We start from the raw sequence: 14947 nt of genomic DNA, 5'->3' as shown, positions 1-14947 counted from the left end.
TCGGGGAATTGGAGCAGCTCATCCAGGCTGACGATCCGGGCCGCGATCAGCACTGGGCAAGCTTAAGGGGAGCCTGGGCAAGCCCTGCCGACAAGGCTTGCCCAGACGTTCCGACTAGGGGCACTCCCGCCCAGGCCCAGGCGCAGGACGTCGGCGTAGGCCCGTGCCCGCACCCTGGGCTCGCCGGGGTCCCGGCGTACCGGGCCGGCCGGACTGCGAAGGCTCAGGAGCCTGCGGGTGATGACACCTGGGGCGGCGTCCCGGGCGACAGACAGACATGCAGTCACGCGGTCGTTCTTCCTCAACGACTCAGCCACGCACACCTTCGTGCGGCGCCCCGAGCCGGGTCAGTTGGTGATTGTGACGCAGGGCAGGCCGACACTGCTGCCGTTGATGAAGCCTTCCGCGCAGAGCCGGGTACCCGCGGGGAACTGGCGCTGCGGGTAGGCCTGGTCCCGGTAGGTACGGAACGCGGCGACGTCTTCGACCTTGGTGTTGGCGCTCCAGCCATTGGCCGTCCGCTCCGCTGCATCTGACTCGAGTGATCAACGAACCGGCCTCCGACAGGTTCTGTGGCCGGGCGGACTGGCCCTACGATCGCTCGACGCCCAGCTCAACGAGCGCTGCCCGCTGCTCCTGGGTGAGCTTGTCCCTCCGGGGCTTGGTGTTGGAGATCCACACGCCGAGCTTCACGGTCACCGGCTCCGTCTCGCCGCCGACGGTGATGGGCTCGCTGTGGCCACGCGGCACCGGCCGGTCCGCGCCTTCCCGCTCTACCCACTGCGCGAGGGCCGTCAAGCCCCGCTGGAACGCCTGCTCCGCCTTGCTGGGGCTTCTTGCTCACGGCTGTACGGGTCGGCTACTGGGCCGCCCGCGGCACCGCCAACGACCTCGACACCGCACAGGCAGCCGCTCGCCTTGGCCTCGATGAAGACGCCGCACGCAAGCTCATGGCCCGGTTCGGGCGTTGGAGCACCTATCGCTGAACACAGTCAGCCCTGAGAGGTGGCGGCCCGCCCAGTCCGACCCGGGCGGGCTTCACCGACCAGCGCGCCAGCCGGCGTACGCGCACACGACGGCCACGCTGTCGCAGAGCGCGGGAACGGGAGCCCCTCGCAACGCGGAGCTCTACAGGACGCACGCTGAGACGACGGTGGTGTCCGGACAATCCTCGGCGAGCCCGAGGAGCGCTTGTACCTTTGCGTCGTTTGTAGTCAGGTCCCACCACCTGGCCGTGCGACAGCCGCACCTCCTTAGCTGGCGAGGAGCGCTATGCGAACCGTCCGGTATTCCCTGCTTCCCCGGTGCGTCTGACCCGCCCGGGCGCTGGTGTCAGCGGCCGTCGCGGCGCCACTGGTATCGCCACACCGCGTCGAGGTCGTACTCGTGCGGGTGCCGGGCGGTGCTGGGGGAAGAGCGGGCCGGGGCAGGCGGCCTTACGCGGATTCGGGAACGGAGGGGCGTGAGCGAGGTCGGCGTCCACACCGAGCGCATGCAAGGCGGCTTTGCGGCCGCCCTTGGGGGAGGGCAGGGTGGATGACGAGCTCCCTCTCACCGGCCACCTGTCCAGCCTGCGTCCGGCCCACTACCGGGGCACGTTGCCGTCCGGGAGGCAGCGCAGGGGCCGGCCTGTGAAAGGGAGTGTGGGTAAATCTTGGCGCATACCCGCCAGTAAGCGGGCGGACCGGTTGCGGATTTGATAGTTCTGGCCTGAGTCGGTGGACCGGTTGTGCCGTCGGGATAGGGGTGAGGGCCGTGCGCGAGGCTGGCCGTCCGCGGGTTGTTGTCTGCCCGCACTGCAAGGCCACGGACCAGGACGGCGAGGCGAGGACGCTGTCGGCTGCTGGCGGTGTGCTGTCGGTGACATGGCACGCCGGCGGATGTCCGCACTTGGCTGCCGACCGGATCCTCGCCGCGGTGCCCGGCCGGTGACCGGCCTGTCGAAGCGGCCGTGCGGGTCACTCCGGTCCGGCTGGAATCCTGTTCGGTCCGCGCCTACATCGACGCGGGCGCGAAGAAGATCCTCGTTCGTGCGCCGGCCGACGTCACCCTCGCGTACGGGATCAACACCGACGCCTACGACCCGGATCTGCACACGAGATCGTCTCGAACGCCTCCTGCACCACCAACGCGATCGCGCCGTTGGCCGCCGTCCTCGACGAACACGCGCCACGGCCGACCAGGGACGACAGCAGGGCCGATCCCCAGGGCCGGGCGCGGATTCCGGCGGCCGGGCGCGGGCTGCGCGCGGCGTGGAGCCTATTGGTCCCAGGGCGGCTTTCCCTCGAATGTCAGGTGGTGTACGTCGAAGAGGATGGCCGCCTCGACACCGAGCGCGGGGCCGCCCATCCGTGCCGCCCAGGTCAGGAACGGGCGGGGTTCGAAGCTCTGCGCGCCCAGCCCTGTGGTGTATTCGGCGTGGGCGGACAGTGAGGCGATGCCGCGTTCCAGGGGTTCTCCGGTGACGTCCACGGCGTGGGTGGGGCGTTCTGGGCCGGCCATGCACACCAGGCGGACGCCGCCCCAGGGCTCGAGGCCTTCGTCGGCCAGTTCCGGGAAGATCCAGCGGTTACCCGCGTCCCTCGCGGCGTCGAGGACCGCGAGGCCGACCGCGCGGTGATCGGCCTGGTTGGTGACACCGGCGATCATCCTCACGGTGAACGCGCCGGTCACCACCACCTCGGGCCGGTGCCGGCGCATCGCGCGCACGATGTCGCGGCGCAGGTCGGGGCCGTACTCCACCACGCCGTCGCGGTGGTCGAGGAACTCCACCGTGTCCACGCCGACCTCGAGGGCTCCGGCCCGCTCCTCGGCCTCGCGCAGCGGTCCGGCCTCGGTGGGGTGCAGAGCGTCGATGCCTGCTTCACCGCGCGTGGCGAGCAGGTATGTCACCCGCTTGCCCTGCGCGGTCCAGCGTGCGACGGCCGAGGCCGCACCGTACTCGATGTCGTCCGGATGCGCCGCCACGGCCAGACATCGCTCCCAGTCCTCCGGAAGCGGCGGCAGCTGGCTCTGCGGGCCGAACGCGCCCGTTTCATCTCGCTTCGTCATCCACCGATAGTGACGGTCCGTCTTCACCGATCCTTGGAGGCGCGCATCTTCGCCGATCCCCCCCGCGCGCAGGGTCGACGGTGCGCAGCCGCGAAGGGAGTTCCGGTCGACCGGAATGCCCTCGCACCGATCTGGCGTGTCCGGGCCGGGGCTGCGTCTCTCGGTTTCGGCACCGCGGGGCTGTGTGTTGATGCTGGTCAGATGCTGTTTTCAGAGCTGTGCCCGCGGTCTGCCGTGGCGGGCGAGTTTTACCGCGGAGACGAGCAGGATCACGGCGAGCACGGGGATGAGCACCAGGTCGGAGAACACCCCGAGCAGCAGGCCGCCCAGCACCGCGCCGGCGATCGAGCCCGCAGCCATGACCAGGGTGAAACGGACGTTGGCGCCGAGCACCGCGAAGCTGCCGTCACGGCTGTAGCGGGTGAAGGCGATCAGCATGGTCGGCAGCGACACGAGCAGGGACAGGCTTCCCGCCGTCGTGAGGGATGGCGCGGGGGCGTGCCGTTCCGGAGCACCGGTTGGGGGTCACGGTATGGAGTGGGGAACGTTGGTCGCCACACTGGGCGGCGGTCTGATCGCGATAGCGGGCACGGTGCTGGCCGACCGCTTGCGCACCCGCCAGGAACACCGCCGCGGCCTTCAAGCGCGCCGCCCGGGTCCGTGTGGGACGGCCGCGAGCGCTGTGCGCAGTGCGGGGAGCGCCAGGCGGTCACGGCGTCCGGGTAGCACTGACACGGCCCCGGCCGCGATCGACGGGAGCAGCTACTCCCGTACTTGTCGGGCGGGCCCGCCCGACAAGTGCATGCGGATCGGCCGTCGACCGTCTGTGCCAAGCCGAAGGCGGCGAAGGGCGGCCGTGTCGGCCTGGTGCGGTTGCTGGCCGGTGGTGGCCGCCGGCCCGTCGAATTGGCCGCACTTGCTAGGCGGGCTCGTGTCGGCCCTGCCCGTCGTCACGCTGGTCGCTCCCCCCGAGCGCCACGGTGGGCCTCTCAGCCTCGCCTGTGCTCATCCGTCGGTTTGATCTGCGGCCCGAACCACAGAGAGCCCACAACGTGGCGGTCCGTTCCCCTGCGTCAGGGGCGGAGGACTCGTGGGGTACGTCAGAACGCATTACGTATGTGTGTACGGGGGAATCGCGAACGCGGCTGTTGCAAACCTTGAACCGGTTTGGCGCAGAGGCTGCTGATGGCAAATGAGACGGGCGGAAGGCCGAATGGACACGACCGTGGGGAGGGGAGGAGGTCCGAACAGCGGGTCGGGGGTCGGGGTGGGGAACCGTTCGGCGTGATCGTGCGTGAGTTCTTGATGGGCAGTCGGCTGGGTGGAGGGGAATCTGATGAAGACGCGGGCGATGGTGAGCGTGGCAGCGGTATCGGCATGCGTGGCGCTGATGACGTGCGGGTGCGGTCCGGACGAAGCGAAGGGGAGCGGCGGCGCGAAGCCTTCGCAGTCGCCCGCGTCCACACCTGGGAACGTTCCGTCGGGCACGCCGTCCGCATCCGCCGGAACCGGGCAGCCTTCGGCCACTGTGACCGCCGGCCTGCCCGCGCCCAGGACGAAGGAGCGTGCGATCCAGCGGTACGAGCAGTATCTCCACGGCCTTGGTCGTGAGGACATCGGCACAGTCTGCGAGGTGGCCGGGCCAGGCGCGAAGAAGGCAGAGGATCAGGGGTTCGGTCCGTGCACGAAGACGTACGCGATCGTGTTCCAGATGATTTCACCCGAGCAGAAGAAGGCCCTGCGAACCGCGACGGTCGATCCGCAGCGCGTTCAGGTGCGCACCCTGGACACGATCGAGATGCCGCTCGAAGCGGTCCGGTCCTCCGCCACCTTCTCCGAGGAAGACCTCGGCAGCTACGTTCTGGAATACCTCAAGGACGACTACTACATCACCGACGGGAAGTGACTGTCCGGCCGCGGAGACCCGCCGGAGATTCCGAGGCGCAAGCCGAGGTCGAAAGGTCGGCGCCAGGTCCGGCTGGTGGTAACGCCAGCAGGTTCACGGCGTGCTGGAACATGTGGGGAATGCGGGCCGCGGCCGGGGTGATGTGCGGAACCAGCCGGGGCTGGTTTCCGCACCCACAGCAGGGCGTCGTCAGGAGCCGATAGCTGCGCCACATTCGGCACCACGTGCGTTCGTACGCTCAACCGGCCAGGGCGACGAGTCTTCGGTATTCGAGCTGGTCGGCCCGCCGGGCGGTGAGGTGGACGTGGACGTCGGCGAGGTACTCCTTCAGGGCGTTGTACCCGGCTGTGTAGGTCCCCTCCTGCTCACTGGCGTCCGGCGGCATCCAGAAGATCAGCAACTGCGCGTTCCTCCGCGTGCCCTCTGGGGTGGCGAAGGACAGCTCATGGACGACCAGCCGAGGCTCGCCCGCGGGCAGGGCCTGCACCAACTCCTCATGGGTCAGGTTTCCCTCCAACTCCGCGACCAGGACCCCGGCGACGTCGCCGTAGCGGAGAACCACGGTGTTGACCTCCCGCTTCTCCCGCAGATGCAGCAGTGCTGCAAGTGAGCTCTCCGAAAGGGCCATCGGGCTACTCACGGGCGTCTCACCTCGGTGCTGGTCACTGCCTGGGAATCAGGAAGGATTCGACGAGTGGGCGGCCGGGAAGGCGCCGGCCAGCTGGGGCGCACCGCCGGGCGGCAGGCCGAGGGGGTGGGCGGCGGGGTTCCAGTGGTTGAAGTCTCCGACGACACTGACGGGTCCGCAGGGAGTGTCCTCGAGCAGGACGAACGTGACCTGGGTACGGCCCTTGAGCTGCTTGCGTTCGAGCACGGAATGACTCCAGCCACAAAGAGGGGGAACCGGCCCGTGCATCCTCGCGCCCGTGTGCGCGTGGTGCGGCGGTACGGCGCCGTGGGCTGGGAGGAGACCACCCGGGTGGCCGCGAGGCGCACGCCGCCGGGCACAGAGGCCGCGCGAGCGGCCCCACCGCTGTCCCATGCCCGGCGCGCCTGGCCGTTGCGGGACGCCTACCGGCCGCCTGGACTCGGCGCTCCGCCGGGCTGCGCCCGCTCCTGACCGGCCCGGTGGGTCTCAGTCGTAGAGGAGGGAGGCGGAGGGGGTCGTGGGTGTCCTCGGGGCGGTGCAGGACATTCAGGACGTGCTGCTCGACGAGGTCGTGAACGGCGACGACTGTCTCGCCCAGGAGCGAGGAGAGCAGTCGCATCAGATCCGGGTCCGCGTGGAGACGCGTGATCACTGGAGAAGAGCGGGCTATGTGGTGTCCGCCGAGCGTGGTCATGTGGCGGGGGCTGTCGGCGATGGCGGGCATGCGGAAGTCCCGTCGCACTGAGTCGGCTTCCAGTCTCAGGGCTTCCGTTCCGAGCTCGGCGAGCCCTGCGGGATTGATGAGTCCGCGTAGGGCGACGTAGCCGCTGGCGGCAAACTGCTGGCGCAGCAACGTCCAGCGGCGCGAGGGCAAAGGCAACGAGAACACGGCCGATGCATCCCGCATGCCCGCAGCGCACAAGCCCACCTCGCCCACCTGGACCCCGTCTGCTCGCACACGAAAGGCGAGGCCGGCACAGTGCGCGAGACGGGGAGGGTCAGGGTGACGACGCACATCCACCGGTTGATCCCGTGCTCGCGCAGACGGCCGAGACGATCTCGCTCCCGGGCCTGCTCGCTGCCGGGGTGGCGTACGAGCAGAAGTTCGACGGTTCTCCCGACGCTTGAAGATGTCTCATTCGGCCGGCCCCGTAGAGTGGTGGCAGCCGAAAGAAGAGATCCTCCGATGGACTCCGGAATATCCCGCATACGCTCCAAGCTGGCGAAGGTCCCGTACCAGGCGCAGCGCAGCTACTCAATGGGCGCCGAGCGTCACCAGTTTCGCCTTGGCCCGCGCGTCAGCTCCGCGCAGGCGGACGCCTTTGAGAGCGAACACCACATCGAACTGCCGTCGGCCTACCGCAGGTTCCTCGTCGAACTCGGGGGCAGCGGTGCCGGCCCCTTCTACGGGTTGCTTCCGCTGGAGGAGTGCAGGCTGTTCACCATGGACCGACAGCCACCGGACGGGACCCCGCGGGGATTCCATCACGTGAACCACCCGGAAGCGCAGCAAGGGGATCTGTTCCTCCACATTGTCGAGATGGGCTGCACCGACCTGTGCCTCATAGGTGTGACCGGGCCCCTCACCGGCCGCCTGCTCACCGGCAATGCCGATGGCTTCTGGCCCGCGAACGTCTCCTCGGCCCAGGACTTCCTGAGCTGGTACGAACGGTGGCTCAACCACATGCGGGACGGCAAGGACAACGACGCGCTGGGCCTCACCTCTCCAGCGACCGTCGCAAGCGCCCCCTGGGGCCCCCGGGCCACGGTCCGCAGGACTCCGTGGCGGCACGCCGCAAAGTGCTGAGGGAGCGAGACCCGGAACCGAGGTCGCCGCACCCGGCCGGAGGGGCGCGCCGAGCCGGCGGTCACTGCGCACCATCAGCCGACCGCGCCGACACGGAGGTCGGGCCGGAGCAGCGAGGGCTGCGAGTTGGTTGCGGCGTTGTTTCTGGTTCGCGATCCACACCCCGGTCCGGTGCTCGCTGCCTTCGGGTAGGTGCTCGATGTGGGCGCACCCCAAACCTCCGGCCTCCCGCTCCTGGTACTGGGGTGATCAGGCCGGCCAGGGGCCCGCGAGCCCGGCAGGATCCGTCAGACACGCCCTGGACGTTTGGCCCGTGCCGGGGTGGCGTGAAGCCGGGGTCCGGGGCGTTGCTCCGGGCCCCGCAGGCGTGATCCGCCCTCCCTTTGGTGCTGCCGGAAGCATTGTCCGAGGCTGCCCCTAGAGTCACACCAACGTGATCGCGGCGGCGCTGCGACCGGGGGTGTGCCATGCAGTGCCATGCCCCGGACCAGGCCGTCTGACCGAGGAGACAGCACATGGGGTGGGTTCCGGCCGGCGACTACGAAGTCGCCCTCGACGACGGGAAAGTGGTCTGCCGCAATGCGGCGGGTCGCCGGCTGAAGACGGTCCCGGGGAAACTCGCGGACGACCCGGCCGTGGTCGGACTGCGCCAGCTGGTGGAGTGGCTGGATCGGCACGAACGCCAATGCGTTGCCGACGTGGAGCGCTGGATGGTGCGCTCGCTGCCCGTCCCCGTCTCGGTCATCGTCCAGGTGTGGCAGGACACGGCCTGGCGCTCCGCGTTGTACGACCTCGTCGTCACGGGCGAGGACGGCGAAGTCGCCGGATTCCTGCGTGACGCCGACCCCGTCCGGGGCCTCGGCCTGGTCGACCTCGACGGCGACACGGTGCGCATCAGCCCCGAGCTGGTCCGCATCCCGCACCCGGTGCTGCTGGCGGACCTGGAAGAACTCCGCGAGTTCGCGGTCGAACTCACCGTGGACCAGCGGGTGCAGCAGCTCTTCCGCGAGGTCTGGCACCGCCCGGCGGACCTGGACCCGGAGACCGCCTCGGTCGACGACTACGCGGGCGGCGCCTTCAAGGAACTGCGGTTCCTGCACGGGCGCACCACCCAGCTCGGCTACCGGGCACGCGGCGGCCAGGCGGTATGCCCGGTCGTCGAGGACGGCGCGACGGTCGAGGCGCGCATCTGGATCGGCGACTACGACAGCTACGAGCGGACCGAGACCGGCTCGCTGACCTGGAACGACGCCGCGGGCCGGGCACTGACCGCCGGACAGGTCGGCCCGGTCGCCTGGTCGGAAGGCATGCGCATGGCGGCGGCCCTGTACGCGGGACGCGACATCGAAGACGAGGAGCAGGCGGCATGAACACCGACGACATCACCCGGGCCGCGGCCCTGCTGGACGCCGGGGCGATCCTGCGCACCGGCACCGTCGCCCGTGACGACGCCGACACCCTCACCGCCCGCACCTACACCCACCCGGCCCTGGACGACCGGCGCGTGGTGCGCCTGGTGGCGGGCACCCTGGGCGAGGCCGAGGACCTGGCACTGGACTTCCTCGGACTCGCCCGCGAGCCCGACGCCCCCGAGGTGGGGCAGGTGCGCCGCGAGACGCTGGGCTTCCCCGCCTGGGCCCTGGTCAACGATCCGGCCAACGGCCACCACGCGCTGGCCCTGGTCAAGGACATGGAACGGCTGGCCCGCCAGGCCAAGTCCCGGGCCGGCGCCGCCAAGGACGGCTTCGAGGCACTCGCCACCCGGCTCGGCCGCGCCGTACCGCACTTCCTGCCGACGTTCTACGAGCAGGCCGCGCGCGTCTTCCTCCAGCACGACAACAGCACTTACGCCGCGACGCTCTTCGGCAAGGCGCGCGCCGCCGAGCGCGTCCACGGCCTGCCGGTCGACGAGGAGCGGCAGCGGGCCGTCTTCCTGGAGTTCGCCTTCGCCGGGGCCCTGACCGTCAAGGCGCTCAAGGACCACGCGCAGGACCTGTCGCGTCGCCTCGACCCGGCCGAGGCCTGGGCGCAGTTCCGGCAACTCGCCGTCGAACGCTGCGGTGCGGGCATGGCGCCGTACGCCGCCCTGCCGCAGGACGCCCGCGCACTCGTCAAGGCCGCGGGCCTGGACCGGGAGACCGCCGAGAGTTCCTTCGTCGGCGACCTGATCACCTCACCGAGCATCGTCCGGGCCCCCGCGTCGTTCTGGACCGCCTACCGCCCGACCCTGGTGGCGCTCGCCGCCGCACGACCGGAGATCCGCACCCGCCTGTTGGAGATCATGCCGACCGGCCTCGGCGACGACCGGAAGGCCGACGAGGCCTGGCTGTCGCTGCTCGCGGAGACGGGCGCGGACGCCCTGCTCACCGACGCGGAGAGCACGGACGGCGTCGACCCCGCGGACTGGCTCAGCCGCTGGGCCCTGCACCGCAAGCACGGCTCGTCCAGCTCGGAGCGCTGCGCGCGCACCCTCGCCCTCGTCGAGCGCATGGCCCCCCGGCTGCGCTCCGACGGCCGCCCCGCCGACCTCTTCCAGGGACGCTGGCACGCGGGCGCCGACCTGGACCTGCTTGACGCCTGCGTCGCCTGGGGGATACCCGTCACCGAACCGGCGGCGGGCGCCAACGTCCACCTGCCGCTGGAGCGCTGGATCGGCGACGACACCCCGGGCCGCCGCGACCTGACGGCCGTCGCCGGCCGTCCCCGCTTGCGCGGACTGCTGTACGACGCGCTGAACGGCATGAACGGCCATCGCTCGAAGGACTCCGTGCTCGCCGCGATCGCCGCCCACCCGGTGCTCGGCGCCGTGCTCCACGACTGGCTGCGCGATCGCGCCGCGGAACTCACCGGGGCGGCGGGATTGCCCGGTTCGCGAGCGGCGCTCCGGCGCCTGTCGTCCTTCCGTGCGGTCGCCGGCCAGGTCAACCCGGAGGCCATCGCCCGGATCGCCGCCCACGACCTGGCGCCGGTCCTCGGCGCCACCCTGCGCGCCGGCGTTCTGGACGAACTGGGCTGGCCCGCCCTGGAGGAGACCTACCGGCGGCTCGACACCGACCGGACCGACCAGCACCACTGGATGGTGGTCGCCGAGGCCTGGCCCGCCCTGGTCCTCGCCAACCGCCACACGGCCGTCGTGGTCGGCCCCGAAGGGGTGCTGCTCGAACACGAGCTGCGCCTGCCCGCCGACCTGGACCGCTGGCGGCGCCCCCGCTTCCGGTACACCGACGGCGAACTGCTGGTCATCTGGGCGGAAGACGGCAAGCAGCGCGCGTACTGGTCGGCCCGCCCCGGCGAACCCTTCACCCTCGGCGGCGAGCAACTGCCGCAGTGGTGGAACGGGCAGGAAGTCGGGTCCCCGTCGCTGCCGCTGCCCGGCGGCGGCCGCGCCACCGGCGGCCGCACCCTGCACGCGGGCGACACCACCCTGCCGTCCACCCGCCCCGTGCTGGGCGACGGCACCGGACACTGGCGCCAGGGCAAGCAGGGCCGCGACCACTGCTGGGTCGAGTACGACCCGGCGGGCGGCACCCACGGGCGTGCTTCGCTGCCCGCCTTCCTGCAGTCGGGAATCCGCGACGGCGCCCGCCTCGTGACCGAGGAATGCGAGGTCCTGCCGCTGGTCCCGGGCCTGGAGACCACGCCGTTCGGCACCGACGGCACCGTCCTGGGCCGGTGGGTGCGCTCCGAGGGACAGGACCCCGACCGACGCGTCACCTCCGGGACCCCCGACGGGCGGACCGTCACGCTGGCCGTCGCGCCTGGCCGCCGGGACCACCCGGTACCGCTGGGCGCCCTGCGGCTGCCGGGCGGAGCCGCGCCGCTCGCCGCCGTCGTCGGCGGCACCGTCGAGCTCTATCCGGCGGGCGCCGTCACCACCGACGCGCTGGGATCGGTCCCCCTGGGAGAGCAGGGCGGCGAGTACGCCGCCGGCACCCGGTACGTCCCGCCGCCCGCGTTCTGGCACGCCCTGCGCCCGCGCGACGAGCGGGGCTCGGCCGCCCTGCGCGCGGTCACCGACGCGCAGATCGCGACCCTCCTCGACGCCGTCGCCACGGCACTGGCCGGGCGGAGGGCCGCGGTCGCCGCCGACACGTCGTACAACGGCCCCTCCGCGGACGAGCTCATCGAGGCCGCCGTCGCCACGGCGCTCCCCGCGCTGACCGACGCCCGACTGCTCACCGGCGTGAGCGTGCTCGTGCGGACGGCCGCCCGCCATCGCGCCGACACCGCCGCGTACGTCGCACCCCCGCGGGACAAGCCGCACGGGAAGCGGCACGGCGACGGGATGTACGCCGACCACCGGCCCGTCCACGGGGACGACACGACCCTGACCGCCGCCGTGGACGGGATCGCCGCGCCGGGCAGATACGGCTACTGGGGGCGCGAAGCGAGGTGGAGCGGCCTCCAGCAGATCCTCTCCGTCAACCAGGTCCTGTCCGGCAAGCCCGCCGACGGCAAGCCGCTGCCCGGCCCCACCCCGTTGCCGGCCCTCGGCGACGGCTGGACGAGCGAGACCCACACCGTCCCCGGCATCGAACTGGCCTGGCTGCCGTTCCTGGACGCCCTGGGCCCCCTCGCCTACCGTGCCGCGGCCCCCACCACCACCGATGAACACCGGGAGGCTCTGCTGCTCCTGCTGGAAGCGGTCGCCACCGGCCCGCTCGCCAACCCCGCGGGCGCCCTGCGACAGGTCCTGCTGTGCGAGGAGGACAGCGAGGACCAGGTCGGCAAGAAGCAGCGGCTCGGCCAGGTGCTGCGCCGCGGCGACCGCACGGTGGTGATCCTCGGCCGGGAGCACACCCAGCGCAACGACCGCGTCCACTGGCTCGCCCTCGACCACGACCCGGAAGGGGCGTTCGGCCAGATCGCCGACTTCACCCACCACGAGGACCAGCGGTACACCCCCGCCCTCCCGCACGAGCGCCTGCTCCCGCTGATCCGCCTCGTCCGCGAGCGCGGCGCCGCGCCGTGGCGGCCCGAGGCGCCCGTCGCACTCGACGCCGCCACCGGCATCGGGCCTGCACAGGCGGCCCTCCTCGTCGCGGCGGGGACCGGTGAACTGGACGCGGCAGGGCTGGCCCTGGTGGGCCTCAAGGCCCGGCAGGCCGAACGGGCCGACGCCAGGCTGAGCGCTCTCGGCGGCACCAACCGGCTGGCACTGCTGGACGCGCTGCTGCCCGCCGACCCCGCCGACCTGTGGGAGACCGGCCCCGACACCGCGGCGGCCGCCAAGACCTGGGCGGAGCGCCTGGGATCGCTGGTCCGGCTGCCGGAGGAGCTGGGAGACGTCCTGGCCGGTGTCTCCATGGCGTCGGCGGAAGCCGTCCTCAACCCCGGCCACACCGCGTGGCTCAGCCGCACCACCCCGATGCGGCTCGACAAGGACGGCAACCTCGTCGCGGAGGACCCGGCCGCAGTCCCGGGGCGCGGCCACCTCACGAGCGCGGTGGCCGCGCTCAGCGGGCTCGCCTACGGACTGCCGTACGGCCATCCGCTGCGCGCCCACCTGCCGGCCGGACTCGCCGCGCTGCGCAGGCGCCTGGCCGACCCCGGCCTCATCCTCGACCTGGACGTGGAGTGGACGGAGAAGGGCACATCGACCGCCGTCCCGCTGCGCACCGCGTACGGACTGCCCGCGACGGGAGGGGCGGGAGCCGACGGCCTCACCCGGCTCGGGGACGCCCTCGTGCTGCGCCCCTGGTACGGCGACACCGAGATGACGTTGGTGCGTACGGCCGGGATCACCGGCGCGGACGATCCCGTCCTCGGGCTGCTCGAAGGGCTGGTCGGCCCGGGCCGCGGCCACTCCCTGGCCGCCGTACGGGCCCTGCTCGGCGACGACCTCGAACAGGCCGTCCTGGCCGGGTCGGCTCCCGGCGGCTTCACCGGCTACGCCCAGGACCCCGCCCGCTCGGTGCCGGAGCTGGTCGCCGAGGTGGCCGCGACCCACGGGCTGGGCGACGACGCGGCCGCGCTCTACCTGCAACTGCTCGCACTGCCCGACCCGACCGACCGCGACCGCGCGCGGTGGACCGGCTGGACGCCGGGCCGGTCGAAGAAGGCCAGGACCGAACTGGCCGCCACCGGCCTGGTCCTGGAGGCCAAGCGGTCCCGCGCGGGCCGGACCCTGTTCCTGCCCTGCGGCTGGCACGACTTCAAGGCCCCCGCCCTGCCGGTGGAGACCTGGAAGGAACCCCTCTACCCCCTCCGCGACCACACCCGGGCCGTGCCGCACCTGCCGGTGCCCGCCCTGTTCGCCCGCGCATGGGGCCGTGTCAAGGACGGCGACGCCCCCGCGTTCGAAGAACTCACCACCCGTGCCACCCGGAAGGGCCGCCGCCGATGACCACCGACACCACCGTTTCCGCACCCGCACCCGCACCCGCGCCCGCCCGGCAGGTCAGCCCACCCGAGGACCGCCACGCCACCGAACTGGCCTTCCTCGCCGCCTACGACAACGGCCCCCGCCCGCCCGCCTGGCTGCTGAGCCCGCGCGCCGTCGTCACCTTCGTGATGGGCAGCGCAGGCGAGGCCCTGCGGCTGCCCGAGGGCGCCGCGGCGCCCGACGGCGTCCCGCGCAAGCTGGTGGTCGAGCAGAAGTTCGTCGGCGACCGCGCCCTGGTGGAACGCTGCGTCGTCACCCTGGCCGGAGAACGCGGGCTGCTGCTCGTCGGCGAACCCGGCACCGCCAAATCGATGCTCTCCGAGCTGCTGTCCGCCGCCGTGTGCGGCACCAGCGGCCTGGTGGTGCAGGGCACCGCCGGCACCACCGAGGACCAGCTCAAGTACGGCTGGAACTACGCGCTGCTCCTGGCCCAGGGCCCCACCCGGCAGGCCCTGGTGCCCTCCCCGGTCCTCACCGCCATGACCCGTGGCGCGGTGGCCCGCATCGAGGAGATCACCCGCTGCCTGCCCGAGGTCCAGGACGCCCTGGTCTCACTCCTGTCCGAACGGCGCATCGCCGTCCCGGAACTGGCCGGCAGCGCCGACGCCCTCGCCCACGCCGCCCCCGGCTTCACCCTCATCGCGACCGCCAACCTCCGCGACAGAGGCGTCTCCGAGATGTCCGCGGCCCTCAAGCGCCGCTTCAACTTCGAGACCGTCGGCCCCATCGGCGACCTGGACGCCGAGACCGCCCTGGTACGCCGCCAGGCCCACGCGGCCGTCACCCGGGCCGGTGCCCCCTTCCAGGTGGACGATGCGATCCTCGAAGCCCTCGTGACCGCCTTCCGCGACCTGCGGGACGGGCGGTCGGCCGAAGGCTGGGAGGTCGAGCGCCCCTCCACGGTGATGAGCACCGCGGAGGCGGTGTCCGTGGCCGGTTCGCTGGCCCTGGCCGCCGCGTACTTCCCCGGCGACCGGGACGTGCTGTCCCTGCTCCCCGGCCACCTGCTGGGCGTGGTCCGCAAGGACGACCCGGCCGACGCCGCCCGGCTGCTGGGTTACTGGGACGGCGCGGTGCGCCGCCGCGCCGAGCAGGGTTCGGCGACCTGGCGCACCCTGTGGGACCTGCGCCCGGCCCTGGAGAGCTGAC

At 72.2% G+C, this 14947-nt stretch carries 9 protein-coding genes and 3 pseudogenes; 6 read left to right on the top strand and 6 right to left on the bottom strand.

All coding sequences use genetic code 11. The features are described 5' to 3' along the window. Positions 1-591: 591 nt before the first annotated feature. A pseudogene (locus tag AC3IYI_RS00425) lies at positions 592-837 on the bottom strand (helicase associated domain-containing protein); the annotation flags it as partial. Between the two features lie 1153 nt (positions 838-1990). Between AC3IYI_RS00425 and AC3IYI_RS00420 the strand changes: the two are divergent. After that, a pseudogene (locus AC3IYI_RS00420) lies at positions 1991-2169 on the top strand (type I glyceraldehyde-3-phosphate dehydrogenase); the annotation flags it as partial. Positions 2170-2259: 90 nt separating this feature from the next. Here AC3IYI_RS00420 and AC3IYI_RS00415 read toward each other — a convergent pair. Further along, positions 2260-3051, bottom strand: coding sequence for a PIG-L deacetylase family protein (locus AC3IYI_RS00415; RefSeq protein WP_489408274.1), 792 nt, complete (start codon positions 3049-3051; stop codon positions 2260-2262). 210 nt (positions 3052-3261) lie between these two features. After that, complete coding sequence (locus tag AC3IYI_RS00410; RefSeq protein WP_489408273.1) at positions 3262-3504, bottom strand: hypothetical protein; 243 nt, start codon at positions 3502-3504, stop codon at positions 3262-3264. Positions 3505-4387: 883 nt separating this feature from the next. Between AC3IYI_RS00410 and AC3IYI_RS00405 the strand changes: the two genes are divergently transcribed. Continuing rightward, on the top strand, positions 4388-4957 hold the full coding sequence (locus AC3IYI_RS00405; RefSeq protein WP_489408272.1) for a hypothetical protein: 570 nt from the start codon (positions 4388-4390) through the stop codon (positions 4955-4957). 238 nt (positions 4958-5195) lie between these two features. Here the strand turns inward: AC3IYI_RS00405 and AC3IYI_RS00400 are convergent, their stop codons facing one another. The 3 genes and pseudogenes from AC3IYI_RS00400 to AC3IYI_RS00390 form a co-directional block, all read right to left on the bottom strand. After that, positions 5196-5597 carry a cofilin family protein gene (locus AC3IYI_RS00400; protein WP_489408271.1) on the bottom strand — a complete coding sequence of 134 codons (402 nt, stop codon included), beginning with the start codon at positions 5595-5597 and terminating at the stop codon, positions 5196-5198. A gap of 36 nt (positions 5598-5633) precedes the next feature. Next, positions 5634-5831, bottom strand: coding sequence for a hypothetical protein (locus AC3IYI_RS00395; protein WP_489411914.1), 198 nt, complete (start codon positions 5829-5831; stop codon positions 5634-5636). Positions 5832-6183: 352 nt separating this feature from the next. Further along, positions 6184-6513, bottom strand: a pseudogene (locus tag AC3IYI_RS00390) (HalD/BesD family halogenase); the annotation flags it as partial. A gap of 279 nt (positions 6514-6792) precedes the next feature. Here AC3IYI_RS00390 and AC3IYI_RS00385 point away from each other — a divergent pair. The 4 genes from AC3IYI_RS00385 (at position 6793) to AC3IYI_RS00370 (ending at position 14946) form a co-directional block, all read left to right on the top strand. Further along, positions 6793-7413, top strand: a complete 621-nt coding sequence (locus AC3IYI_RS00385) for an SMI1/KNR4 family protein (RefSeq protein WP_489408270.1) — start codon at positions 6793-6795, stop codon at positions 7411-7413. A 515-nt stretch (positions 7414-7928) separates the two neighbouring features. Continuing rightward, positions 7929-8783 carry a DUF4132 domain-containing protein gene (locus AC3IYI_RS00380; protein WP_489408269.1) on the top strand — a complete coding sequence of 285 codons (855 nt, stop codon included), beginning with the start codon at positions 7929-7931 and terminating at the stop codon, positions 8781-8783. Then, positions 8780-13759 carry a hypothetical protein gene (locus AC3IYI_RS00375; protein WP_489408268.1) on the top strand — a complete coding sequence of 1660 codons (4980 nt, stop codon included), beginning with the start codon at positions 8780-8782 and terminating at the stop codon, positions 13757-13759. Before AC3IYI_RS00380 ends, AC3IYI_RS00375 begins: the two co-directional genes overlap by 4 nt. After that, positions 13756-14946 (top strand): ATP-binding protein, encoded by a 1191-nt coding sequence (locus tag AC3IYI_RS00370; protein WP_489408267.1) that lies wholly within the window; start codon positions 13756-13758, stop codon positions 14944-14946. The genes AC3IYI_RS00375 and AC3IYI_RS00370 overlap by 4 nt, the downstream gene beginning before the upstream one ends. Position 14947 lies beyond the last annotated feature (1 nt).

This window comes from Streptomyces sp. GL_148 (assembly GCF_057834205.1).
This window is presented reverse-complemented; position numbering and strand designations above follow the sequence as displayed.

Excerpts from the sequence above, each read along its gene's own strand:
- AC3IYI_RS00415 (WP_489408274.1), bottom strand. The coding sequence starts at position 3,051 with ATGACGAAGCGAGATGAAACGGGCGCGTTCGGCCCGCAGAGCCAGCTG.
- AC3IYI_RS00405 (WP_489408272.1), top strand. The coding sequence starts at position 4,388 with ATGAAGACGCGGGCGATGGTGAGCGTGGCAGCGGTATCGGCATGCGTG.
- AC3IYI_RS00385 (WP_489408270.1), top strand. The coding sequence starts at position 6,793 with ATGGACTCCGGAATATCCCGCATACGCTCCAAGCTGGCGAAGGTCCCG.
- AC3IYI_RS00380 (WP_489408269.1), top strand. The coding sequence starts at position 7,929 with ATGGGGTGGGTTCCGGCCGGCGACTACGAAGTCGCCCTCGACGACGGG.
- AC3IYI_RS00375 (WP_489408268.1), top strand. The coding sequence starts at position 8,780 with ATGAACACCGACGACATCACCCGGGCCGCGGCCCTGCTGGACGCCGGG.
- AC3IYI_RS00370 (WP_489408267.1), top strand. The coding sequence starts at position 13,756 with ATGACCACCGACACCACCGTTTCCGCACCCGCACCCGCACCCGCGCCC.